This window comes from Pedobacter polaris (genome assembly GCF_005116505.1).
Taxonomy (GTDB): domain Bacteria; phylum Bacteroidota; class Bacteroidia; order Sphingobacteriales; family Sphingobacteriaceae; genus Pedobacter; species Pedobacter polaris.
In genome coordinates, this window is the sequence record NZ_SWBR01000001.1 from 514,323 (window position 1) to 540,734 (window position 26,412).

A 26,412-nucleotide genomic window follows, 5' to 3' on the forward strand; every position below is an offset into this window, starting at 1 on the left:
TTTAAGTCCTACAATTGTCATTCCGACTTTGGAGGAATCTGCTGTGTTAGATCCTTAGCTTTGCTCTTGATGACATCAGGCATTAAAAATGTAAACATAATTATAGATGAAATGCGATAACGCACCAAAGTTCACAAACACATGCCATAACTCGTGACTGTGAAAAAACCTATTCATCTGTTTATCTTTTGCGTAATAGTAGGTTCCACCAACATAAAATAAACCACCCAAAATTAACCAAGCTATGGCTGCTATTGGTAATGTTTGCAACATCTTTTGCAAAAATGGAATAACCAAACAGCCCATTGCAATGTATAATCCAGTAGAAACAGCTTGGTTTTTTAATCGGTTAAAGATTTTTAACAAGCAACCTATTAATGCGATTAACCAAACTGCACCAAATAGCACCCAACGTAACGATCCATCAAAAACCAATAAAGCTGTTGGTGTAAATGAGCCAGCAATCATTAAATAAATACAGCAATGATCAAATTTTTGCCAAAACCTAATGCCATAATCCGTTTTAGGCACACTGTGATAAATTGCACTTACACCAAAGAGAACTATGATTCCAATTCCGTATATATAAGCTGCATTATATTCAATTATAGAGGTTGCTTTTTGCAACAGCAGGTATAACGCTGGGATTGCTAAAAGCGCAGGAACAAGGTGAGTAATAAAGTTTCCAGGTTCTCTGATATACCTATTGTTGCTCATCGGTTTCTTCGTCTGTGTCTTTGCGTTCTCTAGCTATTTTATCGAAGATTTTATCCATGTGCTCAACATATTCATTCGTATCATCTACAAAAAATGAAAGTGTTGGTATAACTCTTGCCTGATGGCGAATACGCGAACCTAATTTATATCTAATTTCACTAGAGTGTGAGTTTACAGTAGCTAATGATAAACTTGTATTATTCGTGTTAAAAAAACTTAAGTATACTTTAGCAACTGCTAAATCAGGCGAAACGCGAACCTTGGTAATGGTAACTAAGGTATTTGGCAAATATGCCGATCCTTCCCGTTGAAAAATAGCAGCAAGCTCTTCCTGTAATAATCCTGCAAACTTCTGTTGTCTTTTACTTTCCATAATTTATTGTATTGTATTGTCATCCTGAACGTAGTCGAAGGACACTTCAAGGTGTTATTTTATTTTTTTACCTCGTTTAAAACGAATTGCCAAGTGGGATATTTTGATTTAGTTTCAGCTTGTTGCTGATAAATTGTCAACATTCCTTTATCCCAATAATTTGCCAATGCAATGCTTGTTCTAGCTTCTTGTGGTTTAAATAGTGTTCCTGCAATATAACCTTTTTCACCATTGGCTGCTCTCTTTTTGTCAAAAGCTGACTTAGAGTTTACCCATTCTGCATGTGTTTTTTCGCCCGTAAAAAACGGAACCAACCAATCTACAGAACCTTTTAACGAACTTCCTTCAGCAGATTTATAGCTATAAGGGTTATCGCCAAACTTACCATCTCTTTTCAAAATAGTTGCTGCTACCATTAATGGGTCTACATCATAAATATGATAATGCAAAGCATCTCTTTCATGAAAATCGAAGCTGCTTCCATCAGGCTTTAAATTTTTTGCGATTTGTTTTTTATAGGCATCAATGCTCCAATTTTTTAAACTATCGTTATTAATTGCCCAAGCAACCGCAGCCACTTCTTTAATTCTGTGCGAGTTCCAATTATTCATATAGGTTAAACTTCCACCTTTTTCTGCTTTGTTAAAAGATTTTATTTCTTGTAAACCCACTTTCAATAACCAGGCACTTGTGGTTAAACTTAAATCAGTAGTTAAATCATTTTTCACTAAATCATAAGCAAAAATGATGCGGTCTAAATTGGTATCATTAATTGGGTTGCCTTGTGGTTGATTTCTCTTTGCCCAAGCCAATAAAAACTCACTAAGTTTAACCAAGTATTTTTGGTTTCCGGTAATTTTGTATGCAAAAGCCAGTGCATACACCTTTTGCATATCCTCTAAAGATTTCCAGGTTTTAATTTTACGCGGATCGCCCTGTAAAATACCTTCAGTTAAAATCGTATCAGCTGGATTTGGAGCTGAATTTAACGCTTCATTAGCATCTTTCAGCAGGCTTTCCCAGTGCATTTTAGCATCATCAGTTTTAACTAAACTTTTTAATTTAGTTAATTCAGCTTTATTTAAACTTACAATTTGAGCATTAGCAGTAAAAAATAAAGTACAAAAAACACTTAGCAAAAGGAGGTGCTTCATCACTACAGGGATTTGTTTAGCTAATATAATAACTTATCGTATGGAAAACGGTTAACATGAATTGCTTTTACTTTTTCATACAACAATTCCTTAAACTCTTCTACGTTTTCTTTTTGTGTTGCCGAAATAAAAATTGCGGGAGCATTATTATGAGCCATCCAACTTTTCTTAAAATCTGCTAAAGTTAAAGGAGCAACCTCTTCTTCTAAATTAAACTCATCTTTTTCTGGTGTAACATACGCATCAATCTTGTTAAAAATCATGATTGTATCTTTATCTCTAGCGCCCAAATCATTTAAAGTTTCATTTACTGTGTGTATCTGATCTTCAAAATTTGGATGAGATACGTCCACTACGTGAACTAAAATATCGGCTTCTCTAACTTCATCCAAAGTAGATTTAAAACATTCTACTAAATGATGGGGCAGTTTTCTAATGAATCCAACTGTATCTGAAAGTAAAAAAGGCAAATTCTCTATTACCACTTTTCTAACTGTGGTATCTAGTGTAGCGAATAGTTTATTTTCTGCAAACACATCAGATTTTGCCAACATATTCATGATGGTAGATTTACCAACGTTGGTATAGCCCACTAAAGCCACACGAATTAACGCGCTTCTATTTTTACGTTGCGTTTCGTTCTGACGATCAATTAATTTCAAGCGTTCTTTTAACAAGGAGATTTTTTCTAATATCATCCTTCTATCACTTTCAATTTGTGTCTCACCTGGACCACGCATCCCGATACCACCTTTTTGACGCTCCAAGTGAGTCCATAAACGTGTTAAACGAGGCAGCAAATATTGTAATTGTGCTAATTCTACTTGTGTTTTTGCTTGTGCAGTTTGTGCTCTACCAGCAAAAATATCGAGAATTAAGTTACTTCTATCTAAGATTTTAACTTGTAATTCTCGTTCAATATTACGCAGTTGCGATGGCGATAATTCGTCATCAAAAACTACCATATCAATTTCTTCTGCCTTAACGTAAGCCTGTATTTCTTCTAATTTACCAGTCCCAACAAATGTTGCTCTATCAGGCTTTAACATTTTTTGAGTAAAGTTTTTTTCTACTTTACCACCAGCCGTATCGACTAAAAAAGCCAATTCGTCTAAGTATTCTTTAGTTTGTTCTGGCTTTTCACCAGGTGTAATCACCCCAACAAGTACAGCACGTTCTTGCTTAAGGGCAGTATCATAAGTTTTCTGTTTTCCCATGTATAAGTACAAAGATACAAATTCTAATCTCGTTTCTTTTTTACCTATAAAACCTTACATAGAGATTAAAGTTTGATTTTAAACAAAAAAGTCGCTGATAAGAGCGACTTTTAAAATTAGTAGATAAATGTTAGAACTGATAGCTACTTTGTGACGACATAACTGAACCTATCGTAGTATTTTCCTTTTTCAATACTCCATCTACAATAATTTGCACCGTCATTGCTGCTGCCGCACTAGATGAATTTCCATCAGCAGCTATATTAACCACCTGTACAGATGATGGGATTGTAATCTGCCCACTTGACCATGTTGTATTACCTACACCTGTTATTGTCGTCGAATTACCTTGGCTGTTCGTATGAACTACTGTGCTTAAAGTTCCAGAAGAAACGGAAACTTTGTATTCTACAACGTGAGATGATGTTTTATCTTTTTTACAAGAAAAAAGAAGAGTTGCGCTTAAAACAGCAAACGATAAGGAAAGTACTTTTACTAAATTTTTCATAAGTTTTGTAATTAAGTTATTTAAATGACAACAACTTAAAAACAAAAATTATGCCAACACTAACACGTAAAACACTTTTAATCAGGTAGTTAACAAACTTAACTTAAACTATAATTTATTAACGAAATCGATAATTGCCTGCCCTGGATTATCAGTTTTCATAAAATTTTCTCCTATTAAAAATCCATCATACCCTACAGCTCTGAGCTCCTTGATTACAGCCGGATTATCAATTGCACTTTCAGATATTTTCAAAAACTCACTTGGAATTTTGTCCACTAAATCGAACGATGTTTGAATATTTACAGTAAAATCGCCTAGGTTTCGATTGTTAACTCCAATGGCATCTAAATGCGGGCAAATAGACCTTTCTAATTCTTCCAAATTGTGAACTTCCAATAAAACATTTAAACCTAAGCTTTGAGCCAATTTACCAAAATCTATAATTTGTTGTGGTGTTAAAATAGAAGCAATTAATAAAATGATATCTGCTCCCCAAGATTTAGCCTCCAAGATTTGATATTCATCAATCATAAAGTCTTTCCGTAAAATTGGGATTTGATTAACTGCCCTTGCTCGAAACAAATCTTCAGCCTTACCACCAAAAAAATCTGTATCCGTTAAAACAGAAAGTGCAGAAGCGCCAGCTAAATTGTAAGCTTGTGTTACTTCTGCTACATCTGCTGTACCATTGATCAAACCTTTAGATGGCGAACGTCTTTTAAATTCCGAAATAATTCCCGTGCGTTTTTCATCCAATAAAAAATTCTTAAAAATCAATGGTTTTCTATTAAAATTCGGATTCGCTTCTAAGTCAGCAACTGAAACTTTTTGTTTGGACTCAGCAACTTCTTCTAATTTACGAGTAACAATTTTATCTAGGATTGACCCATCTGGTGATGTCGAATTCATTCTATAAATATTTTAAAATATTTTTGTCATTCAGAGCGAAGCGAAGAATCTGAACTAATAGATTCCTCGTACCTCAGAATGACAAATTACTAGTTTTCTACCCAATTTTTCATCATTTGTTTACCTTCTGGTGTAAGCACACTTTCTGGATGAAATTGAACGCCACAAACATCAAATTCCTTATGCCTTAATGCCATAATTTGTCCATCATTATCAATTGCTGTTACCATTAAACTTGCCGGTAAATCTGCTGGATTCACTACCCATGAATGGTAACGGCCAACTTCAATTGGTTCTACACACCCTTTAAAAGTTAAATCATTTTTATCTAAAATTGTTATTGGAGTGGCAATGCCGTGCATTGGTCTGCCTAAGTTTAATAAACTTCCACCAAAAACTTCAGCAATTGCCTGCTGTCCTAAACAAACACCCATTATGCTTTTAGTTGGTGCATAAGTTTTGATTACTTCTAACAACAAACCTGCTTCTTCTGGTATTCCTGGCCCAGGTGAAAGCAAAATTTTATCATATGCAGCTACATCTTCCAATGCAAATTTATCATTTCTCCAAACCACAGCTTCATAACCTAATTCATTAATTAAATGCACTAAGTTGTAGGTAAAGCTATCGTAGTTATCGATTACTAAAATTGATTTTTTCATTTTATATTTCTTCAGCCATTGCAATTGCTTTACGCAATGCCGCTATCTTGTTATTCACTTCGTTTAATTCATTTTCTGCTATAGAATCGGCAACAATCCCGGCCCCTGCTCTATAATGCAAATGGTTATTTTTGCTCATGAAAGTTCTAATCATTATTGCGTGATTAAAATCATCATTGAAACCCATGTAACCAATAGCACCTGCATAAAAATTACGTCCAAGTTTTTCATATTGGTCTATCAGTTGCATCGCCTTGTATTTCGGTGCACCACTTAATGTTCCAGCCGGATAAGTATCAGCAACCACTTTAAAAGAACTTACATCAGCCTGTAAATTTCCACTCACCTTAGAAACCAAGTGAATTAAATGCGAATAGTATTGAACTTCTTTAAATGATTTTACCTCTACGCCGCTGCAATGTCTACTCAAATCATTTCTAGCTAAATCTACCAACATCACATGCTCAGCACTTTCTTTTGGATCTTCTTCCAGTTTTTTGGCCAAAGCCACATCTTCTTCATCATTTCCGGTACGTTTAAATGTTCCTGCTATTGGAAAGATATTAGCTACATTATTATTGATGGTAATTTGTGCTTCTGGCGATGAACCAAACAGTTTGAAATTGCCATAGTCGAAATAGAATAGATATGGAGATGGGTTAATAGAGCGTAAACAACGGTAAACATTAAATTCATCCCCTAAAAAGGCTTGATTAAATGCTCTTGATGGAACAATTTGGAAAACATCTCCACGATAAATATGCTTTTTCATTTGCTCAACCATATCCATAAAACCTTCATTGGTTAAATTAGATTGTTCTTCTCCATTAGTTTTAAAGCTATATTCTGGAAAATTTTTGTTTTGAATAATGTATTCGATTTTCGCTAAATCCTCATTCTCATCTTCATTAAATGAGTTTTTAACTAAGGTAACTTCATTTTTAAAATGGTCTATTGCAATGATATATCTATACACATGATATTGCATAGTTGGAATTTGCTCATCATTTGGTGTAACAGAAGTAAATTTAATGTCTTCAAAATGTTGAACAGCATTCCAAGTAAAATAGCCAAATAAGCCCGTAGAAATATGTTTCTCTTTAGTTTGGTTAACCGGATTAAATCGGTTTTTAAAAGCAGTTATTTCTTCTGTTAACACAAAATCTGTTTGATTTGCTTTAGTACCATCTGGAAAATAAGTACTCAAAACACCATCTTGCAAAATTATACCAGCAACAGGCTCTGCACAAACATAACTGGTTGCATTTTCACGACTATGGTAATCAGAACTTTCCAGTAAAATGGTGTTTGGAAATACATCGCGTAAGCGCAGATAAATACTTACTGGTGTTGTGGTATCTGCTAGTCGCTTTTTAGCGTGTGATTGTATATCGTATGTTTTCATTTTCTCTTCTATTTATCGTGCTTGCAATGACGAATTTATTATAACAAAAAACCCGGCGTGTGGTTACGTCGGGTTTTGAAATGTGGTTTAGGTTTAGGTTTAGGTTGATAAACTATAAGGTGCACAAAGCTACGACGAAACTCTTTTCAGAATTACTACGCCATTGCCAAGTATGTATGTTATTGTTAATCATTGAGCAGCAAAAATATACAAAAAGTTAAGAAATCAAAATATTTTGAATTTTTTATTAATTTCTTAAATGTTTATTGGGGCTGCCAAAGTTTCAAAGAGTAAGTGAATGCAATGAAATGCTAACTGCTATTTCACTATTCATAACTCAATTAAGATACCCCAAAGAATGTTCTAGATGCATCGGCTCTTGTCATCATAAAAATGGCTGCAACAACAATTATTAAAGCAATTCCGAAAAAGATAGCAATCATTTTATGCTTAGTAATCGCATCAGTTACTTTTTTAGATTTTGCATTACCAACAGTGATCAAGATAATTGCTAGGATCATCATACTAATGTGTTCCATTTTCCAATAACGGCCAACTGCTTCTGATGATGCCATTTTGGTTAAAGGGCTTAAAAAATATAAGATTAATCCGAATACCAATTGTATATGTGCACTTACTAGAGTAAACACATTTAGCTTTCTATTACCCTCTGTATAAGGATTTTTTCCAAACCATCCAGCCAATGCTTGTATTACAGCTATAACTAATAACACAAAAACAATATACCTCCAACCAGAGTGTGCACTTTTTAAAATTTGATAAAAATTCATGTCTTTTTTTATTCAAAAATAATAAATAATTGAATTAAACAACCATATCTCCAACACCTAACATAATTTATATTCTTTCTTAACATCAAATTCATCTTAAGATTAAAAAGCTCGTTCTGCTTTACAATTTGATAACCATAAGTAATGGCCTAATTAATTTTCAAAAAGGACTTTTGCGGCAAACAAATATCCATATCATGATTAAACGATTACTCTATTTCTCCTTTTTCATTTTGTTGTGTGCTGGCAATGCAGAATTGTTTGCCCAAACAACCCAAGCATCTATTTCGGGTGTTGTAACCGATGAACAAAACAAGCCAATACCTGGTGTGGCTATTACCGTAAGAAACGAATCTACAGGTTTTACAACAAAAACCGGCACAAATACGCAAGGTGCATTTACTTTTAAAGAACTTCCTCTTGGTGGCCCTTACACCATTAAGGCGGCCTTTATTGGTTTTGGTGAGCAAACTCGTTCTGGTTATAACCTTAACTTGGGTGATGTGGCCAAAGTTAATATCAAGATGACTGAAGGCTCGCAAACTTTATTAGCTGTTGAAATTAATGGCAATGGATTAAAAAATAAATCGCAACAGTTTGGTGCTTCTACAGAGGTTTCATCAAAAACGATGAATCAATTACCAATTAACGGTCGTAACTTCTCTAGCTTAACAGATTTATCACCACTAAGCAATGGCGGAGGAATTTCTGGCCAGTTAGGGTCATCAACCAACTTTACTATTGATGGTATGACAGCTAAAAACCCAACTTCAGCAGGTTCAACTACCAGCAGAAGCGGTGCACCTTATTCAATTTCTATTGAAACAGTTCGTGAATTTAAAGTTGTTACCAACCAATATGATGTAACTTTAGGTCGTGCAGGTGGTGGTACAATTAGTGCTGTAACTAAAGCTGGTACAAATCAAATTACAGGTAGTGCTTTTGGTTACACTCGTGCAGATTGGTTGGCTAGTCCTAATGATATTAGAGGAAATAAACGCCAAAACGATTTCTCTACCAGCCAATATGGGTTTACATTAGGCGGTCCGATCATTAAAGACAAACTTCACTATTTTGTAGGTTGGGATCACCAAAGAGATGCTCGTCCTTTAATTATTGCAGATATCCAGTCGCCAGAAGACGAAGTAAGATTTAATACTACAAACGCCACATTAGCAGAATTTTTGGGCTATGCTCGCACAAAATATGGGGTAGCAGATACAAAACAGTATGGCTCATTTGAAAAAAAGAGAGGTTCTGATGCAGCATTTGCTCGGTTAGATTGGCAAATTAATGACAAAAACTTATTAACCGTTCGTAATAACTATACTAACGATAGAAACCCGCTTGGTTTAGCAGATAACACGTCAATTAATTTTTTCGAGAGTTATGGTAACGATAAAAACGTAGATAACAGTTTGCTGGCAACCTTAAGATCTACTATTAGCAGTAAAGTTACCAACGAATTAAAATTACAACATTTATATACTTACCAAGCGAGTACGCAAAACAGCGAACTACCTGCAGCTTTACCTAGAGCTGTTGTACGCAACGTAATATCGAACTTTACAAATGGTGGTACAGGTAGTACTGCGATGCAAATTGGAGGACACCGTTTCGGACAAGAAACCTTTACCAACAATGTATTGCAATTGGTAAATAACTTTTACTACAATACAGATAAAATCAAATATACTTTTGGTTTTGATGCCATGTATACCAACGCTTCATCATTATATGGGAGCGAAGTAAATGGAAGATTTGAATTTACAAATAGTGGAACTGGTGCAACAGCCCAAACTTCTTTGCAAAACTTTAATAATTTAATTCCTAATTTATATTACAGAGAAGTTCCATTGGTGACAGACCCAAGTGTAGAAGCTAATATTTGGAATACAGCTATTTATGGTCAAATGCAAACCAAGTTAGCTAAAGGTTTAGATTTTACTGGAGGTTTACGTTTAGATTACAGCAGCTATCCAACATCTCCTCTTAATCAAGATTTGTTTAATGCCATTGACGTGAGAACAGATCATGAGTTAAAACAATTGGTATTGCAACCTCGTATTCAATTTGATTGGAACATCAACGAGAAAAATACTGATTATTTACGTTTTGGAGCTGGTATTTTTGGATCTGATGTAAATAATTATGTTACCATCAACAACTTAACTTTTGATGGTAAACATTTTGCAACAGTTGATGTAACTGGCACAAACGTACCAACTCCAGATTTCAAAGGTTATAGAGATGGAAGTGTTGGCACTCCTAATTTAACTGCTTTCCAAATCCCAACTATCAATACTTATGCAAAGGATGCTAAAATCCCAGTAGTTTATAAAGCCAATTTATCTTACAGCAAGTTAATTAATGAGAAATTACGTGTAGGCATTACTGGTTATGCAACTTTAGCCCGCAACAACTACATGTATGTTGATAGAAATATGGTTACCGGTGATGAACCGTTCTTTAGACTAACTAATGAAGGAGATAGAGGTGTATATGTACCATCTATTGGTTCTAATGGAACTGCAGATTGGAAAACAGGTCGATTAACAAATGCATTCGGTCGTGTTTTAGAATTAAATAGTGAAGGTAAAGTAAACCAATTTGCAGTAGTTATTGATGGAACTTGGCAATACTTTAAAGATGGCGAAATTTCGGCAAGTTATACTTGGAATGATTCTAAAGACAATACTTCATTTAATGGTAATGTTGCTAACTCTGCTACACTTTCTTTACCAGTGGTGGATGATCCTCGTGACTTAAGCAACATCAGTTATTCTAATGGTCAATTCCGTCATAAAGTGGTTATTTACGGAACTTTACCAACATTTTATGGCGTAAAAGTTGGCTTTAAATATTCTGGAATAGGCGGCACAAGATATAGTTTACTGTCTGGAGCAAATAACAATGGTGACTTTGTAACCACCAACGATTTAGCTTACGTATTCGACAGAAACAATACAAATGTACCAGAGCGTGTACGCACAGGTTTACAAACTTTGTTAGACAATCCTAACGTTAGCCAAAGCGTTAAAGATTATATCTTAAAATACGAAGGAACTTTTGCAGAACGTAATGGTGGTATCAACAAATTCTTTGGCCAAGTAGATTTAAGAATTAGCAAAAAAATCAATTTAACAAAAAGACAAAACATTGAAATTTCTGCTGATGTTTTCAACTTTGCAAACTTGCTAAGCAAAAAATGGGGTGTAACAGAAACTTTAGGCACACAAGCACTTTATGGTTTGGGTGTTCCAAATACAAATCCTGCGTTGGCATTACCGAACTACGATACAACTAATAAGCAATTTAACTACCGTGTAAATAACGCTGGTGTTGTAAATCCATCAGGAAATCCATGGCAAATTCAGCTTGGATTACGTTACGGATTTTAAGGATAACTAAAGCTAGATTTTAATCTAGTTAACCATATAAGTAATAGAAGATAATATAAGGGTCAAACTTATATGTTTCTTATTACTTATATGGTTTTTCTTTTTAAAGCGATTATTAGTAGTAAAACATACACAAAACCCAATATTTTTCTTAAAAAGCACACCAAAACCTGCGTATTCATTTAGAAAAAACTCACTTAAGTTAAATTTTACTGTAAAATATAGGATAGAATTTATTTAAATCTTTATTTATCAATAGATTTAAGGACTTAACAAACTTAACATTATGAAGAAAATTTTACTAGCGCTAGCGTTGGTGTTTTCTACTGCATTTTTGTTTGCTCAGCAAACTTATCCCATCAATGGTTCTTATGACATTAGACCTGGATTGTATGCTTTTACCAATGCAAACATTGTAGTTAACGCTAATCAAACCATTAGTAACGGCGTGTTACTAATTAAAGACAAAATCATCCAATCTGTAGGAACAGGAACTGCAATACCAAAGGGTTATGTAGTGGTTGATTTAAAAGGAAAATACATTTATCCTTCTCTAATTGATGCTTTTACAGCTTACGGGATTCCTGAAGCACAGCGTACAGCTGCTGGAGGCTTTGGTGGTACCCGTCAATCTATTTTCACCTCTACCAAAAAAGGTGCTTATAATTGGAACGAAGCAATTAGACCAGAAACTGAAGTGAGAAGTGTTTTCGCTATTGATACTAAAAAAGCTGATGACATGCGCAAAGCAGGTTTTGGCAGTGTGAATGTAATTAACCGCGATGGTATAGCTCGTGGTACCTCTGCAGCAGTAACCTTAAATGATGCAAGTGAGAATTTGGTTATCATTAAAGATCAAACTGCAGCAAACTATTCATTTAATAAAGGTACTTCCGCTAATGATTATCCATCATCATTAATGGGTTCAATTGCGCTTTTACGCCAAACCTATTTGGATGCAACTTGGTACAAAAACCAAAAAGAAGAATATAACATCTCATTAGAAGAATTTAACAAGCAACAAACTTTACCACAACTTTTTGAAGCTGATGGATGGGCAAACATTCTTCGTGCAGTTAAAATTGGTAAAGAATTTGGCAAAGATTACATTGTTAAATCTACTGGCGATGAATATCAACGTATTGATGCAGTAAAAGCCACTGGTGCAAGTTTAATTATCCCTATTAATTTTGCAAAAGCATTTGATGTAGAAGATCCAGCAGAAGCTAGAAATGTTAGTTTAGGGCAAATGAAAGCTTGGGAATTGGCTCCAACCAATCCATCGGTATTAGAAAAAGCTGGAATAAATTTTGCCTTAACTACTTTTAGTTTAGACAATCCTAGAGATTTTTGGACAAACATCCGCACTGCGCTGGATAATGGATTAACAGAAAAACAAGCATTACTTTCTGTTACAGAAGTACCTGCTAAAATGTTAGGCATTAGTGATAAAGTTGGCTCTATTGAAAAAGGTAAGTTGGCTAACTTCTTAATTACTTCAGATAATCTTTTTAAAACTGGAAATATCATTTACGAAAACTGGGTACAAGGCAAACGTTTTGTAGTGAGCAAAATGGATGTAACAGATCTTCGTGGTGTTTACAATTTAAATGCTGATGGAATTGGTGCATTAACCTTAAAGATTACTGGTACGGGTGGTGGCACAGTTGCTGCAATTGAGAGAACTGGTGTAGATAGCGTTAAAACTACTGCAACTTTTGTGCGTAGTGGAGATTGGGTTAGCATCAATTTCAACTTAAAGAAAAATCCTAAAGGTGATATTCGTTTAAGTGGTTATTTAACTTCAGTAAGTCCAATTGCTTTTAAAGGTGAGTTTGCACTTTCGGAAGGTACAATTGGTAAATGGACCGCTACATTTAAAGAAGCAAACAAAGAAACACCTAAACGTGAAGAACCTAAACCTGTTATTGCCGCAAATGGCCCATTAATTTATCCGTTTGTAGCATTTGGTAATACACTACAGCCTACTGCAGAAACTGTACTTTTAAAAAATGCTACTGTTTGGACTAATGAGAAAGAAGGCATTTTGCAAAACACAGATGTGCTTTTAGAAAACGGCAAAATTAAGGCCGTGGGTAAGGGTTTATCAGCTGGTACTGCAAAAGTTATTGATGCAACTGGCAAGCACATAACGGCTGGTTTAATAGATGAGCACTCACATATTGCTGGTAGCGGCGGGATCAATGAAGGTGCACAATCTTCATCAGCAGAGGTTCGCATTGCAGATATTATCAATTCTGAAGATGTAAACATTTATCGCCAGTTGGCAGGTGGTGTTACTACTTCTCATATTTTACATGGGTCTGCCAACCCAATCGGAGGCCAGTCTCAGCTTATAAAGTTACGATGGGGTAAATTGCCAGAAGAATTAAAATTTGCTGGTGCAGATGGCTTTATCAAATTCGCCCTAGGCGAAAATGTAAAACAAAGCAATTTTGGTACTGGCGCCCGTTTCCCAGTTACACGTATGGGTGTTGAACAAACATTTGTTGATGATTTTACACGTGCAAAAGAATACCAAAAAGCACTAGCAGTAAAAGGCAATAATGTGCGTAGAGATCTAGAGCTAGATGCAATTGTTGAGATTTTAAATAACAAACGCTTTATCACTTGTCACTCTTATGTTCAGTCTGAAATAAATATGCTAATTCACGTGGCAGATAGTTTAGGCTTTAAAATTAACACATTTACACATATTTTAGAAGGTTATAAAGTAGCTGACAAAATGAAAGCGCATGGCATCGCAGCCTCAACTTTCTCAGATTGGTGGGCTTATAAAATGGAGGTTCAGGAAGCTATCCCTTATAATGGGAAAATTATGCACAACGTAGGCATTACTACTGCATTTAACTCTGATGATGCTGAAATGGCTCGCCGCTTAAATCAAGAAGCTGGTAAATCTGTTTTGTATGGTGGTGTACCTGAAGAAGATGCCTTGAAATTTGTAACGCTTAATCCAGCTAAAATGCTCCACATTGATAATAAGGTGGGCAGTATTAAGGTTGGTAAAGATGCAGATGTTGTGGTTTGGTCTGATAACCCATTATCTATCTACGCAAAAGCAGAAAAAACTTTTGTTGATGGTATTGCCTATTGGGACTTGGAAAAGGATGCACAGGTTCAAAAAGCACAGCAAGTAGAACGTGCACGATTGATCCAAAAAATGCTAGACAGTAAAAATAAAGGTGGAAGAACACAACGTCCTACGGGCATTCCCCAAACTTTATACAACTGCGAAACTTTAAGTGATTACTCAGCAGATTTAAACGAAGCAATGGAAGGAGCACATTCTCATGAATAAATATATTTTAACGCTGTTTTTTGTTTTAGCAACAACAGTGGCTAGTTTTGCTCAGGCAAACATTTCTCCTGCTAAAGCACAGACAAAAAAGATTGTAATTTTTGGTGCAACCGTGCATGTTGGTAATGGACAGGTTATAGATAATGGCTATATCATATTTGAAAAAGGTAAAATTACAGGTGTTGGCGATGCTACAGTTGTAAAGCTAAATATGACCGATGCTGAAATGATCACTGCGAATGGAAAACATGTTTATCCAGGCTTTATCTCTCCTATTACCAATTTAGGTTTAGCTGAATTCGAGTCTGTAAAAGCTACGCTCGATTTTCAGGAGATTGGAAACATGAACCCTCATATTAGGTCTATTGTTGCTTACAATACAGATTCGAAAGTGCCACCCACTTTGCGTAGTAATGGCATTTTAATGGCTCAAATTACACCACAAGGTGGAACAATTGCCGGAAGCTCTTCTGTAGTTCAATTAGATGCTTGGAATTGGGAAGATGCCGCACTCAAAATTGATGATGCTCAACATGTAAATTGGCCAGTAACACCACGTTTTAGAGGTGGTTTTGGTGGTGCTAGACCAGGTTTCTCTGCTGATGCTTTAGCGGAAAGAACACAAAAAGCTGTTTCAGATTTAGATGAAATTTTTGCTCAGGCAAAAGCCTATGCAGAAGGAGAAAAACCTACTACAAGCAATGCACGTTTAGCAGCCATGGAAAATTTATTTAATGGCAAAGAGAAGTTGTTCATTACTGCAGATTCGCAAAAGGATATTGTAGCCGCTGTTAATTTTGCAAAAAAATATGGCATCACTCCTGTTATTGTTGGTGGTGATGAAGCTTATTTAATTATTGATTTTTTAAAGGAGAATAATATCTCTGTTGTAGTAAAACAGCCACATGCTTTACCAAACAATGTTGATGATGACGTAAATATGCCATATAAAAATGCTGCTGCTTTGGCAAATGCAGGTATTACTGTTGTGGTAAGTATTGATGGCTATTGGCAACAAAGAAACCTACCATTTATGGCAGGTACCGTAGCAACTTGGGGCTTAGGTAAAGAAAAGGCATTACAAACAATTACACTAAATACAGCAAAAGTATTAGGCATTGATAAAACTGCAGGTAGTATTGAAATTGGAAAAGACGCTACTTTATTTATATCTGCCGGTGATGCTTTAGACATGAAAACAAATAAAGTTGAACAAGCGTTTATTCAAGGTCGATCTATTAATTTAGATAACCTTCACAAACAATTAGATAAAAAGTTTAGCGATAAATACAGAATAAAATAACCGTTCAGTTGATAATATAAGCCGCTGATTCGTAGATTATAAACTAAATCAGCGAATCAGCGGCTTTTTTATACATTAGCCTTTTCAATAAAGAGCGCAGTGACAATATAACAATTAAAGGCAGTCCCGTTTTCCGCTGTATTCCCGATGAAGAATCGGGATATGCCGCTACAACCGTGGCTATTGAACATAAGACTGTGCAGGTAAACCGTTCATAGTAGCAAAAACCTGCGTAAAATAGACCCGATAAAAGTGAAAATCCTTTTGTCATCCTGAGCCTGTCGAAGGACAAAACATTGAAACGAAAAGCGGGACCGAACCTGAGCTATAAGATGCTTCAATTGCTTTTCAAAAAGCTATAAAAATCTCTGAAATCTTTTCAATCTGTGAAATCAGTGAACAAAAAAAAGAGTAACTCGATCCCAAGTCACTCTCCTTAACTAACTTATTATTATTTATAAAACTGGCTGTTGGGGAAGGAGTCGAACCTTCAAGGGGTAGTTAGCTGCAATTCAAAATTAATTTGTGGTCAACCCATAAATTGCGTTTGTCCCATGATCCCCACCACCGAGACAAGGAGGTGTGTCTGCCAATTTCACCACCCAACATTCTTTAGTTCTCAGTTTACAGTTTCAATTGGCAGTTGTGAACTGCTAACCGTTAACTGCTAATTGAGTTGCTGTAGGGGAAGGAGTCGAACCTTCATAGAGTGGTTGTACCGTTACCGGATTTCCCATCTTCTCTACCACCGAGACAAGGAGGTGTGTCTGCCAATTTCACCACCCTACAGAGTATAAGTTATCAGTTTGCAAGTTTCAATTGGCAGTTGTGAACTGCTAACCGGCAACTGCTAACCGAATTGCTTGATACAAACATAAGACAATTATCAAATATGTTGCAAATATTTTAATCATTTTATTTTATTTTTACGAAAATTGTAATTAAATTTGATAATCATTAATAATTTCAAAATATATGCTTAAAAAAGAAACTCAAAATTTAGAAATTGATAACCTCGATATTCAGATTTTAACACAGTTGATGCAAGATGCTACTAAACCATATACAGAAATTGCTAAAGAACTGATTATTTCTGGTGGAACAGTACACGTTAGGATGAAAAAACTAGCAGATATGGGTATAATTAGGGGCTCTCATTTAATCATCGATCCAAAAAAAGCCGGGTTCGACATTACTGCCTTTTTAGGAATATACCTAGAAAAAGGATCTCAGTACAAAGATGCGGTTGAACAGCTTAGCAATATTAAAGAGGTTGTAGAATTGCACTATACCACTGGATCTTACAGTATGTTTGCCAAAATTACCTGTAGAGATACGAATCACTTGCGACATGTACTAAATGAAGAAATACAAGCTGTAAAAGGAATACAACGTACCGAAACATTAATTTCTTTGGAAGAAAGTATTAAGAGACAGATAGAGTTATAAAAGAACAAGGATAAAAGAGCAAAGACTAGGTATTCAATCACAAGTTTAATCATTTCTCCTTGCTCTTTTATCCTTACTCCTATTTAAACAGCCCCTTCAATTTTGCTAATTTCTCTTGCAAATCGCCATCAGCTTCCTTTTTAGGCTGCTGCTGAGGTTTTGAAACAAAATTCTTTGCTCCTTGTTCCTTATTCTTTACTCCATTATCTTTCTGCTCGTATTGCTTTGGTCTTTCAGCTTTAGGTTTTGGGCTTTCTTCAGTCTTCATTGACAACGAAATCCTCTTTCTAGCTATATCAATATCAACCACGGTAACTTCAACAACTTGACTTACTTTAACCACATCATTCGGGTTTGCCACAAAACGATTAGCCAACTGACTGGTATGCACTAAACCATCTTGATGAACACCGATATCTACAAAAGCACCAAAATTGGTAATGTTGGTTACGATACCCGATAACTTCATTCCACTTTTTAAATCTTCTATTGAATTTACACCATCAGCAAAACTGAAAGCTTCAAATTGCTCACGAGGATCTCGACCTGGTTTAGCCAATTCTTTTACAATATCTGTTAAGGTTGGCAATCCTACAGCAGTGCTTACATATCTTTGTAAATTGATTTGTTTTTGCAGGTTAATATCTTTAATTAGGTCATCAACTGTACAACCTAAATCCTTTGCCATCTGATTAACCAAATCATAACGCTCTGGATGCACCCCACTACTATCTAATACTTGTTTAGCATCGCGAATGCGTAAAAATCCCGCAGCTTGCTCAAAAGCTTTATCGCCTAAGCGAGGAACCTTCTTTAAACTCTCTCTATTTTTAAAAGCACCATTTGTATTGCGATAATTTACAATGTTTTGCGCTAGCGTATCACCTAAACCAGAAACATAGGCTAACACTTGTTTAGATGCTGTATTTAATTCAACCCCAACTGCATTTACACAGCTCATTACCGTATCATCTAAACTTTTTTGCAACTTATTTTGATCAACATCATGCTGATATTGACCAACACCAATAGATTTTGGATCAATTTTAACCAATTCTGCTAATGGATCCATTAACCTGCGACCAATTGAAACAGCACCACGAACTGTAATATCTTGGGTTGGGAATTCTTCTCTAGCCAATGGTGATGCTGAATATATTGATGCGCCACTTTCGTTTACCATCACAACTACAACATCAGGAATTTTCAATCCACGAACAAAAGTTTCTGTTTCTCTACCTGCTGTTCCGTTGCCAATAGCGATGGCTTCTACTTCGTGTTTTTCACAAAGCTGAGTTAACTGCCAAGCCGCGTCTTTCAAATTTCCTTGCCCAGTGTGGGGATAGATAGTGGTGTTAACCAATAACTGTCCTTGTTTATCTAAGCATACCACTTTACAACCTGTTCTAAAGCCTGGATCAATTGCCAATACATTTTTTTGCCCCATTGGAGCAGCTAGTAACAATTGACGGGCATTTTCTGCAAAAACCTTGATTGCTTCTTCGTCGGCCTTTTGCTTAATTGTAGCTCTCAATTCTGTTTCCATCGCAGGACGAAGCAATCTTTTATAACCATCAGTTAATGCCAATTGAACTTGATCTGCAGCTGCATTTCTTCCAGTTATAAATTGATTCTCTAATAATTCTATGGCTGGCTCATCTGTTGGAAGGACATTTAATTTCAGAAACCCTTCTTGCTCGCCCCTTAACATTGCCAAAACACGATGAGAAGGTGCAGATTTAGCGCTTTCTTCCCACTCAAAGTAATCTTTATATTTAATACCTACTTCTTCTTTTCCTTTTACTAAAACCGTTTTGTAGGTTGCTTTTTGTATAAAATGATTCCGCATTTTAGTTCTGGCTTCTGCATTTTCACTAACCATTTCAGCAATGATATCTCTTGCGCCAGCTAATGCTTCTTCTTGGTTGGCTACTCCTTTCTTATCGTTGATATAAGCTGCCGCTTCTTGCGCTGGGTCAATTCTACTTTGAGATAAAATACGCAATGCCAAAGGCTCTAATCCTTTTTCTTTGGCTACCGAAGCCCTAGTTTTACGTTTAGGTTTATAGGGTAAATAAATATCTTCTAAAGCGGTTATAGTTTTGGCTTCATTTATCTGCTTTTCTAAAGCTGGTGTTAATTTTTCAAGCTCTGTAAGTGATTTTAAAATCGCTTCACGGCGTTTGTCTAGCTCACGTAGTTGTTGTGCTAAATCTCTTATGGCCGCAACTTGTACTTCATCTAAACTACCAGTTACTTCTTTACGGTAACGGGAAATGAATGGAACTGTCGCACCTTCATCTAATAAAGATAGTGTTGCACTAACTTGTTTAATTGAAATATTTAATGTGCTTGCTATGCTTTGAAAATGTATATTCATATTTAGTTTTAGAGGGGGCTAATTTAGGGAGATGATTACACAGATTAAAATGATTTCATAGATTAAATTTAACCACATAGAAACATAGTTAAAATAGATAAATCCTATACTTTTCGTTTAAATACTGTTATTTCTCCATCAAACTCTAATAATAATATATTATCACCTTTAAATTTATATTTAGTCTTCTGTACCTGAGGATTTGAGGGTTGATCTGAAAATATAACATCATCAATTAACTGATATACCATATTTATAATTTGCACATTCTCATTCTCAAATATCTTATAGATAAGCTTTCCACCCTCTGTAAATTCCATCAAAACATTCCCTATATTAATTCTAGTAGGCTCATCCACTAAATCACTTTTCCAAACACCGATTATTCTTTTATCCATTTTTGTCATATATGATGATTGAAATTAATTATTAAAACTGATATTTTAATAGTTGTTAAAGTCTTGGTTCTCTAAACCCGATTGAAACGGAAAGCCCACAGCGTAGCGAAGACTTGAAGTAAAAAGCAGGACTACCCAGACCGATAGAATACTAGTTTTGCTTTCTTAAATCTCTTCTCAAAAATTATAATCTGTTGTCATCCTGAACTTGTCGAAGGATTTAAACCATAGTCTTCGACAAGCTCAGACTGACATATTTATTAAGTAGTTTCTGAAAATTACTTTGCCTTAAATCACCCTTTTTAAAACATTTTCTATTAATTTCGACTTATTATAAAAACTAAAAAATCATGTTCGATAAATTAATGGCTGCCCAACAACAGGCAGAAGAAATTAAAAAACGATTAGATACAGTTTCTGTATTTGGGGAAGTAGAAGGCGGGGCAATTAAAGTAACCGCTACTGCGAATAAGGCAATTACCGCAGTAGAAATTAAGGAAGATTTTTTTGCTGGTGCAGATAGAGAAGAATTAGAAGAGTTGCTATTAACAGCCGTAAATAAGGCTTTAGCACAAGCAGACGAAGTTAGTGCTGTAGAAATGCAAGCGGCTACAAAAAATATGCTTGGCGGCCTAGGCGGCATGTTCGGTGGTTAAATTAGTTCTGTCTAAATACTTTATACTCTTATGAAATATACCTACTACGGTCAATCTTGCTTCTTGTTAGAAACTGAGGATAAAAAATTTCTATTCGATCCTTTCATTTCTCAAAATCCTTTGGCTGCGGCTATTGATACCACTAAAATTGAAGCCGATTACATTTTGGTAAGCCATGCACACGGCGATCATGTTGGAGACTTAATTGCTTTGGCTAAACAAACAAATGCTACTGTGATTGCCATACCCGAAATTATCGGTTGGGTAATGAAACAAGGGATTGAGAATGTACATCCAATGAATTTTGGGAAACATACGTTTGATTTTGGAGTGGTGCGTATGGTTTGGGCTACACATTCTGCCGGTTTACCCGATGGGAGTTATGGTGGAAATCCTGCTGGATTTGTATTGGAACTAGATGGAAAACAAATTTATTTTGCGGGGGATACAGGCTTAACTGTTGAAATGAAGTTATTGCCAGAGCTTTATAAATTAGATTATGCCATTTTACCTATAGGAGGGAATTACACAATGGATGTAGATGATGCAGTAATTGCAGCAAAATATATCAATTGCGATAAAATTATAGGCGTTCATTACAATACATTTCCAGTGATAGAAATAGATGAACATGTAGCTGTAGAAAGTTTTAAGAGAGCTCAAAAAACCTTGTTTTTACCAGCTATTGGAGAAACAATGGACTTATAAAAAAATCCCTCTCAATTGCTCGAGAGGGATTTTTACTTTAAACTTAATTTAACTAAACTAGTTATGACTTAGTTTTTCTTTGTTGGTGCAGCTTTATTTGCTTTGTAACGCATATCTGCAGTGCCGTCTTTTTTTTTAGGTCCAGCTACTACAATTTTAGCTTCTTTGTTTACTTTATAACGCATATCAGCAGTACCATCTTTTTTCGTTGGTGTAGCTACTGTTACTACCTTTTTAGTTTCTTTCTTCAGTGCTACAGGAGCAGTTGTTTTTACAACAGCTACTTTAGTTTCAGTTTTCTTAACTGCAACTGGGGCTGTAGCCTTTACAGTAGCAACTTTGGTTTCTACTTTTTTAACTGATGGTGGTGGTGTTACTTTTACAGTTACCGATTTTTGTGGAGCTGCTGTTTGAGCGAAAGTGCTGCTCATTCCTAATACAGCAATGGCGATTAGACTTACTAATTTTTTCATGGTTTTTTGTTTTTCTTTATAGATGTAAAATTATTTCTTCGATATGAAGATTAAATGAAGTTAATAAATTATCTATTTCAATGCAAATCTTACTGGCACCGTATATTTCATATTCACTGGTTCTCCCAATTCTTTTGCCGGCAACCAGTTTGAACTATATTGTAAAACCCTAACAGCTTCTCTGCTTAAATCATTATCCGGACTTTCAATTACACTTATATCTTGTATTTTCCCAGTTTTTGTAACAACAAAAGATAACCTAACTGTGCCCTGTACCGAATTTTTTTGTGCATTAACTGGATACCGAATTTCCTTTGCTAGAAATTGATAAAAAGCTTTCATCCCACCTGGGTAACTTGGGGGCTGTATTACATATAAGTTATTTACACTTTTACCTTGCTCATCAAAATATACACCATCTATAAGCTTTCCATTTTCATCATATTCCTCAGTAAGAGCAGGTTTTTTATCTCTATAGAACATTTTCCAATTGCCTGTTTTTTTTCCTTGGTTATAGGTGCCTTCCTTTTTTAAATTACCATCATCCCAATAAGATTTATAATCGCTGTTTAACTTTCCCCATAAATAATTAACCTTTTCATACAGTTGTTTATTTGGGTAATAATAATTCCACTCTCCTGATTTGTAACCTCTATTATAGTGCCCTTCTTCTTTTATATTGCCATTTTCATAAAAAGCATAAGCACCCTTTCTAATCTCTAACTTCTTATCTTCAAAGCTGATTTTTTCAATTAAAACATCTTTTCTATCGTATAATGTAATAACCCATAAACCTTCTTTTTCTTCGATTTTTTGTTTTAACCTAGAACGCAGTGGGTCTTTATTATAACCAGGATTTGAATAGATTAAGGTTGTATCTTGCTGTGCAAAAACATAAGCAGATTGAAGAATCAATAATAACAATATAAACTTTTTCATACGATTGTATTAATGTGCTGCCAACCAATTAACCCCTTCTCCAATTTCAATTTCAATTGGCACTTCTGTTTGAATAGCTGTTTTCATTCTATGGGTTATAATGGTTTTCATTTGTTCAACCTCCGTTTTTAACACATCAAACACCAACTCATCATGCACCTGCATGGTCATTTTAGAGCCCAGATTTTGATCTTTCATGTCCTTATGGATGTTGATCATGGCTATTTTAATTAAATCTGCTGCAGAGCCTTGTATTGGGGCATTAATTGCATTTCGTTCTGCATACCCTCTAACGGTTTGATTAGCTGAATTGATATCTCTTAAATATCTTCTTCTTCCCATAATCGTTTCTACAAAACCATTTTCACGGGCAAAATTCATAGTATCGCTCATGTATCTTTTAATCCCTGGATATTGAGTAAAATATTGTTCGATAATTTCTGCCGCTTCTTTTCGAGGAATATTTAAGTTTTGAGATAAACCAAATGCAGATTGGCCATAAATAATTCCGAAATTTACTGCTTTAGCGTTTCTACGCTGAGTAGAATCCACCTCTTCAATTGCAATTCCATATACTTTTGCTGCAGTTGCCGTATGAATGTCGATGCCTTTGTTAAAAGCATCTAACATGTTTTCTTCCTTACTAATTTCTGCAATAATGCGAAGTTCTATTTGAGAATAATCCGCAGATAACAACACATGGTCTTCATCTCTAGCAATAAAGGCCTTTCTTACTTCTCTTCCTCTTTCTGTACGAATTGGAATGTTTTGCAAGTTGGGATTATTAGAGCTTAATCTACCCGTTGCGGCAACTGCCTGATTAAAACTAGTATGTACCCTACCTGTTTTAGGGTTTACTAGTAGCGGCAAAGCATCAACATAGGTTGATTTTAATTTTTGCAATTGGCGGAAATCTAAAATATCTTTTACAATATCGCTTTTATGAGCTAATAAAGTTAGTACATCTTCTCCCGTTTGATACTGCCCAGTTTTTGTCTTTTTAGCTTTAGGGTCTAGTTTTAAATGGTCAAACAATACCTCACCCAATTGTTTTGGTGATGCTAGATTAAACTTTAACCCTGCTTTTTCATAAACACTTTGTTCGGCTTTGGTAATTTCTACTTGCAATTCTATTGAGTACGCATTTAACGTTTCAATATCGATCTTAACACCTTCTTTTTCAATATCAGCTAAAACGTAAATCAAAGGATTTTCAATTTCCTCTGCCAATTTAGTAGCATTTCTTTCTTTTAGCATTGGCTCGAAAACATTGGCCAATTGCAAAGTAACATCTGCATCTTCTGCGGCATAATCTACCACGTTTTCTACGGGTACATCTCTCATTGTACCCTGACCTTTTCCTTTTGCACCAATTAAAGTAGTAATGGAAATAGGTGTATAGCCCAAATAATTTTCAGACAATACGTCCATGTTATGACGGGTATCTGGATCTATTAAATAATGAGCCAGCATCGTATCGAATAACTTTCCTTTAACCTGTACATCATACCATTTAAGCACCAACATATCGTACTTAATATTTTGTCCTATTTTATCGATTTTATCATTTTCTAAAACAACTCTAAATTCATCTACAATGCCTTGAGCTATTGTTCTATTTTCTGGAAGTGGAATATAATATCCCTCGCCAACTTTAATAGAGAAAGATAATCCTACCAAATCGGCTAAGTTAGCATCTGTTCCAGTTGTTTCAGTATCAAAAGAAACACTAGGTTGCTGCAAAAGCAAATCAATCAGTTCTTTTCTTTTTTCTAGTGTATCAATTAAAAAGTATTCGTGCGGAGTATTGCTAATATTCTTTGCATCAATTGGGGTATCGAAAAGTGAAGGTTGTTCTGAGAAATCTTTCCGTTTTACTACAACATTGTTTCCAAAAAGATCTTGCTGAGTTGAGCTTTTTGCATCATTCACACTAAATTCTTCTCCAAAAACCCTTTTCCCAATGGTTCTAAATTCTAATTCTGCAAATAAAGGTTCTAGCAATTCTCTACTAGGTTCTTCTAAAATTAATTTTGTCTCATCAAATTCAACTGGTACATTTAATATAATAGTTGCCAGTTTTTTAGACACCAATCCTTGTTGTGCAAAATTTTCTACGTTTTCTCTTTGTTTTCCTTTTAGTTCATGGCTATTGGCTATGATATTTTCCATGCTGCCATATTGTTTAATTAAGAGTTTTGCCGTTTTTTCTCCAATACCCGGTATACCTGGAATATTGTCTACCGCATCGCCCCATAGGCCTAAAATATCTATAACCTGTAATACATTTTCAATCTCCCATTTAGCTAAAACTTCTTTTACACCTAAAATCTCCATTTCATTACCCATACGAGCAGGTTTGTAAATAAAAATATTTTCAGATACTAGCTGGGCAAAATCTTTATCTGGTGTCATGCAGAAAACTTGGAAACCTTTTCTTTCTGCTTCCTTAGCCATTGTTCCGATAATGTCATCCGCTTCAAAGCCATCTACTGTAATTACCGGGATGTTAAAACCTTCTATCAATTTAAAAACATAGGGTAAAGCTTTAGATAAATCTTCGGGCATTGCCTCACGGTGCGCTTTGTAGGCTTCGAAATCTGTATGTCTTTCTGTGGGTGCTTCGGTATCAAAAACCACAGCAATATGGCTAGGTTTTTCCTTTTTTAATACTTCCATCAATGTGTTAGCGAAACCCATTACAGCTGAAGTATTTACACCTGTGGAGGTAAAACGAGGGTTTTTACTCAATGCAAAATGCGCTCTATAAATTAACGCCATCCCATCTAAAAGGAAAAGTTTTTTATTATCCATGATATTGTAAAGTTAAGAATAGCCAACAAATTTGATAATGGTATTTCTATTTATTTTTCTCCTATCTTTAAAACCTATCTTCGTTATTATTAGTATATTATAGGCAACATGACCAGAAAATTTACGTTATTTGTAGTAATGAAAGCATTTAACATCTTCTTGTTCTTTATTCTTTTTACAGCTAAGCTTTTTGCACAAGATGCAATTTTAATTAGCGAAGGAAACTTTGTAAGAGGTTTAATTAAAGGCACTAATTTTAGTTCTGTAGCCATAATGGATGAGGAACAAGGAATAAAGGAATATCAAGCAAAAGACATCCAATCTTTTGTATGGAATGGCGAAACCTACGCAAGTAAGCCAATTGTAGTAAAAAAGAAAATGGAGTTTAGATTCTTTAAAGTAATAGAAACAGGTATTGTAAACTTGTATTCTTATGGAGATAAAGGCATAATCGAACAAGCTCCGCAGCCTAGGGTAAAAGTTAGGCCATCTGTAGGAATTGGAATGGGAACAGGGGGTTTTGGCGGTGGCTTAGGAGGTGGGGTTTCAATTGGACTTGGCGGTGGCAGAAGAAGAGAAGAAGCAGTTTCTACTCCAGGGAAAATTAGTTATTTTATTGAAAGACCAGGAACAGGTCCCATTCAAGAAGTAAGGTTAAATGGTGCAAAGGTTTCAGATATAAGGGCAATATTACTTCAAAAGCTAACCAACGATGAGGATTTGGCAGAAAGCATTAAAGCCACTGAAAGTTTTGATGCAAAAAATTTAGCGGCTTATGTAAAAGCCTATAATTCTTCTGGAAAGAAGTAATTAAGCCTGAGTCATCAGTC

21 protein-coding genes and 2 tRNA genes are annotated in these 26,412 nt (G+C 35.2%); 7 read left to right on the forward strand and 16 right to left on the reverse strand.

What is annotated here, in order from left to right; translation table 11 throughout:
* Positions 1 to 75 precede the first annotated feature (75 nt).
* From trhA to FA048_RS02330, 9 genes are all read right to left on the reverse strand, one after another.
* Positions 76 to 717, reverse strand: coding sequence for a PAQR family membrane homeostasis protein TrhA (trhA, locus tag FA048_RS02290; RefSeq protein ID WP_136838539.1), 642 nt, complete (start codon positions 715 to 717; stop codon positions 76 to 78).
* On the reverse strand, positions 704 to 1,090 hold the full coding sequence (rbfA, locus tag FA048_RS02295) for a 30S ribosome-binding factor RbfA (protein WP_136838541.1): 387 nt from the start codon (positions 1,088 to 1,090) through the stop codon (positions 704 to 706). Before rbfA ends, trhA begins: the two co-directional genes overlap by 14 nt.
* Before the next feature lie 59 nt (positions 1,091 to 1,149).
* Entirely contained in the window at positions 1,150 to 2,244 is a 1,095-nt protein-coding gene (locus tag FA048_RS02300) for an alginate lyase family protein (RefSeq protein ID WP_136838543.1), read from the reverse strand.
* A gap of 20 nt (positions 2,245 to 2,264) precedes the next feature.
* Complete coding sequence (gene hflX / locus FA048_RS02305; RefSeq protein WP_136838545.1) at positions 2,265 to 3,461, reverse strand: GTPase HflX; 1,197 nt, start codon at positions 3,459 to 3,461, stop codon at positions 2,265 to 2,267.
* 130 nt (positions 3,462 to 3,591) lie between these two features.
* Complete coding sequence (locus FA048_RS02310; RefSeq protein ID WP_136838547.1) at positions 3,592 to 3,969, reverse strand: MmpS family transport accessory protein; 378 nt, start codon at positions 3,967 to 3,969, stop codon at positions 3,592 to 3,594.
* A gap of 108 nt (positions 3,970 to 4,077) precedes the next feature.
* Positions 4,078 to 4,881 (reverse strand): indole-3-glycerol phosphate synthase TrpC, encoded by an 804-nt coding sequence (gene trpC, locus FA048_RS02315; RefSeq protein ID WP_136838549.1) that lies wholly within the window; start codon positions 4,879 to 4,881, stop codon positions 4,078 to 4,080.
* Positions 4,882 to 4,970: 89 nt separating this feature from the next.
* Entirely contained in the window at positions 4,971 to 5,543 is a 573-nt protein-coding gene (locus FA048_RS02320; RefSeq protein ID WP_136838551.1) for an anthranilate synthase component II, read from the reverse strand.
* 1 nt (position 5,544) lies between these two features.
* Entirely contained in the window at positions 5,545 to 6,948 is a 1,404-nt protein-coding gene (locus FA048_RS02325) for an anthranilate synthase component I family protein (protein WP_136838553.1), read from the reverse strand.
* Positions 6,949 to 7,289: 341 nt separating this feature from the next.
* A complete protein-coding gene (locus tag FA048_RS02330; RefSeq protein WP_136838555.1) occupies positions 7,290 to 7,739 on the reverse strand; it encodes a cytochrome B in 450 nt (149 codons plus the stop codon).
* 197 nt (positions 7,740 to 7,936) lie between these two features.
* On the opposite strand from FA048_RS02330, the gene FA048_RS02335 reads away from it, so the two are divergent.
* The 3 genes from FA048_RS02335 to FA048_RS02345 all read left to right on the forward strand — a co-directional run bounded on the left by FA048_RS02335 (position 7,937) and on the right by FA048_RS02345 (position 15,765).
* The gene (locus tag FA048_RS02335; RefSeq protein WP_136838557.1) at positions 7,937 to 11,140 is read left to right on the forward strand and encodes a TonB-dependent receptor; all 3,204 of its coding nucleotides are present in this window, start codon (positions 7,937 to 7,939) and stop codon (positions 11,138 to 11,140) included.
* Between the two features lie 286 nt (positions 11,141 to 11,426).
* Positions 11,427 to 14,462 carry an amidohydrolase family protein gene (locus FA048_RS02340; RefSeq protein WP_136838558.1) on the forward strand — a complete coding sequence of 1,012 codons (3,036 nt, stop codon included), beginning with the start codon at positions 11,427 to 11,429 and terminating at the stop codon, positions 14,460 to 14,462.
* Positions 14,455 to 15,765 carry an amidohydrolase family protein gene (locus FA048_RS02345; RefSeq protein WP_136838560.1) on the forward strand — a complete coding sequence of 437 codons (1,311 nt, stop codon included), beginning with the start codon at positions 14,455 to 14,457 and terminating at the stop codon, positions 15,763 to 15,765. Before FA048_RS02340 ends, FA048_RS02345 begins: the two co-directional genes overlap by 8 nt.
* A gap of 464 nt (positions 15,766 to 16,229) precedes the next feature.
* On the opposite strand, the gene FA048_RS19665 is transcribed toward FA048_RS02345, so the two are convergent.
* Positions 16,230 to 16,373: transfer RNA gene (locus FA048_RS19665), tRNA-Asp, on the reverse strand.
* 71 nt (positions 16,374 to 16,444) lie between these two features.
* Positions 16,445 to 16,554 (reverse strand) — tRNA-Asp (locus FA048_RS19670).
* Positions 16,555 to 16,740: 186 nt separating this feature from the next.
* Here FA048_RS19670 and FA048_RS02350 point away from each other — a divergent pair.
* On the forward strand, positions 16,741 to 17,214 hold the full coding sequence (locus FA048_RS02350) for an Lrp/AsnC ligand binding domain-containing protein (RefSeq protein WP_136838562.1): 474 nt from the start codon (positions 16,741 to 16,743) through the stop codon (positions 17,212 to 17,214).
* A gap of 79 nt (positions 17,215 to 17,293) precedes the next feature.
* Here FA048_RS02350 and FA048_RS02355 read toward each other — a convergent pair whose 3' ends face one another.
* Both FA048_RS02355 and FA048_RS02360 read right to left on the reverse strand, forming a co-directional pair.
* Positions 17,294 to 19,594, reverse strand: a complete 2,301-nt coding sequence (locus tag FA048_RS02355) for a Tex family protein (RefSeq protein ID WP_136838564.1) — start codon at positions 19,592 to 19,594, stop codon at positions 17,294 to 17,296.
* A 104-nt stretch (positions 19,595 to 19,698) separates the two neighbouring features.
* Positions 19,699 to 19,992, reverse strand: coding sequence for a hypothetical protein (locus FA048_RS02360; protein ID WP_136838566.1), 294 nt, complete (start codon positions 19,990 to 19,992; stop codon positions 19,699 to 19,701).
* Positions 19,993 to 20,342: 350 nt separating this feature from the next.
* Between FA048_RS02360 and FA048_RS02365 the strand changes: the two genes are divergently transcribed.
* Entirely contained in the window at positions 20,343 to 20,648 is a 306-nt protein-coding gene (locus FA048_RS02365) for a YbaB/EbfC family nucleoid-associated protein (RefSeq protein WP_136838568.1), read from the forward strand.
* Between the two features lie 30 nt (positions 20,649 to 20,678).
* Positions 20,679 to 21,356 (forward strand): metal-dependent hydrolase, encoded by a 678-nt coding sequence (locus FA048_RS02370; RefSeq protein ID WP_136838569.1) that lies wholly within the window; start codon positions 20,679 to 20,681, stop codon positions 21,354 to 21,356.
* A gap of 68 nt (positions 21,357 to 21,424) precedes the next feature.
* On the opposite strand, the gene FA048_RS02375 is transcribed toward FA048_RS02370, so the two are convergent.
* The 3 genes from FA048_RS02375 to polA form a co-directional block, all read right to left on the reverse strand.
* Complete coding sequence (locus FA048_RS02375) at positions 21,425 to 21,829, reverse strand: hypothetical protein (protein ID WP_136838571.1); 405 nt, start codon at positions 21,827 to 21,829, stop codon at positions 21,425 to 21,427.
* 72 nt (positions 21,830 to 21,901) lie between these two features.
* Positions 21,902 to 22,768: an energy transducer TonB gene (locus FA048_RS02380; protein ID WP_136838573.1), complete on the reverse strand. Its 867-nt coding sequence runs from the start codon at positions 22,766 to 22,768 to the stop codon at positions 21,902 to 21,904.
* 9 nt (positions 22,769 to 22,777) lie between these two features.
* Complete coding sequence (gene polA / locus FA048_RS02385) at positions 22,778 to 25,582, reverse strand: DNA polymerase I (protein ID WP_136838575.1); 2,805 nt, start codon at positions 25,580 to 25,582, stop codon at positions 22,778 to 22,780.
* A 108-nt stretch (positions 25,583 to 25,690) separates the two neighbouring features.
* Here polA and FA048_RS02390 point away from each other — a divergent pair, with 108 nt between their 5' ends.
* Complete coding sequence (locus FA048_RS02390; RefSeq protein WP_225872458.1) at positions 25,691 to 26,392, forward strand: hypothetical protein; 702 nt, start codon at positions 25,691 to 25,693, stop codon at positions 26,390 to 26,392.
* Positions 26,393 to 26,412: the final 20 nt, after the last annotated feature.

What these genes read in the sequence shown, in the direction of transcription:
- FA048_RS02320 (WP_136838551.1), bottom strand. Translation starts at nt 5,543, where the DNA reads ATGAAAAAATCAATTTTAGTAATCGATAACTACGATAGCTTTACCTAC.
- FA048_RS02325 (WP_136838553.1), bottom strand. Translation starts at nt 6,948, where the DNA reads ATGAAAACATACGATATACAATCACACGCTAAAAAGCGACTAGCAGAT.
- FA048_RS02310 (WP_136838547.1), bottom strand. Translation starts at nt 3,969, where the DNA reads ATGAAAAATTTAGTAAAAGTACTTTCCTTATCGTTTGCTGTTTTAAGC.
- FA048_RS02365 (WP_136838568.1), top strand. Translation starts at nt 20,343, where the DNA reads ATGTTCGATAAATTAATGGCTGCCCAACAACAGGCAGAAGAAATTAAA.
- FA048_RS02380 (WP_136838573.1), bottom strand. Translation starts at nt 22,768, where the DNA reads ATGAAAAAGTTTATATTGTTATTATTGATTCTTCAATCTGCTTATGTT.
- FA048_RS02330 (WP_136838555.1), bottom strand. Translation starts at nt 7,739, where the DNA reads ATGAATTTTTATCAAATTTTAAAAAGTGCACACTCTGGTTGGAGGTAT.
- polA (WP_136838575.1), bottom strand. Translation starts at nt 25,582, where the DNA reads ATGGATAATAAAAAACTTTTCCTTTTAGATGGGATGGCGTTAATTTAT.
- FA048_RS02360 (WP_136838566.1), bottom strand. Translation starts at nt 19,992, where the DNA reads ATGGATAAAAGAATAATCGGTGTTTGGAAAAGTGATTTAGTGGATGAG.
- FA048_RS02350 (WP_136838562.1), top strand. Translation starts at nt 16,741, where the DNA reads ATGCTTAAAAAAGAAACTCAAAATTTAGAAATTGATAACCTCGATATT.
- rbfA (WP_136838541.1), bottom strand. Translation starts at nt 1,090, where the DNA reads ATGGAAAGTAAAAGACAACAGAAGTTTGCAGGATTATTACAGGAAGAG.
- FA048_RS02335 (WP_136838557.1), top strand. Translation starts at nt 7,937, where the DNA reads ATGATTAAACGATTACTCTATTTCTCCTTTTTCATTTTGTTGTGTGCT.
- FA048_RS02345 (WP_136838560.1), top strand. Translation starts at nt 14,455, where the DNA reads ATGAATAAATATATTTTAACGCTGTTTTTTGTTTTAGCAACAACAGTG.
- FA048_RS02390 (WP_225872458.1), top strand. Translation starts at nt 25,691, where the DNA reads ATGACCAGAAAATTTACGTTATTTGTAGTAATGAAAGCATTTAACATC.
- FA048_RS02300 (WP_136838543.1), bottom strand. Translation starts at nt 2,244, where the DNA reads ATGAAGCACCTCCTTTTGCTAAGTGTTTTTTGTACTTTATTTTTTACT.
- FA048_RS02355 (WP_136838564.1), bottom strand. Translation starts at nt 19,594, where the DNA reads ATGAATATACATTTTCAAAGCATAGCAAGCACATTAAATATTTCAATT.
- FA048_RS02370 (WP_136838569.1), top strand. Translation starts at nt 20,679, where the DNA reads ATGAAATATACCTACTACGGTCAATCTTGCTTCTTGTTAGAAACTGAG.
- trpC (WP_136838549.1), bottom strand. Translation starts at nt 4,881, where the DNA reads ATGAATTCGACATCACCAGATGGGTCAATCCTAGATAAAATTGTTACT.
- hflX (WP_136838545.1), bottom strand. Translation starts at nt 3,461, where the DNA reads ATGGGAAAACAGAAAACTTATGATACTGCCCTTAAGCAAGAACGTGCT.
- trhA (WP_136838539.1), bottom strand. Translation starts at nt 717, where the DNA reads ATGAGCAACAATAGGTATATCAGAGAACCTGGAAACTTTATTACTCAC.
- FA048_RS02340 (WP_136838558.1), top strand. Translation starts at nt 11,427, where the DNA reads ATGAAGAAAATTTTACTAGCGCTAGCGTTGGTGTTTTCTACTGCATTT.
- FA048_RS02375 (WP_136838571.1), bottom strand. Translation starts at nt 21,829, where the DNA reads ATGAAAAAATTAGTAAGTCTAATCGCCATTGCTGTATTAGGAATGAGC.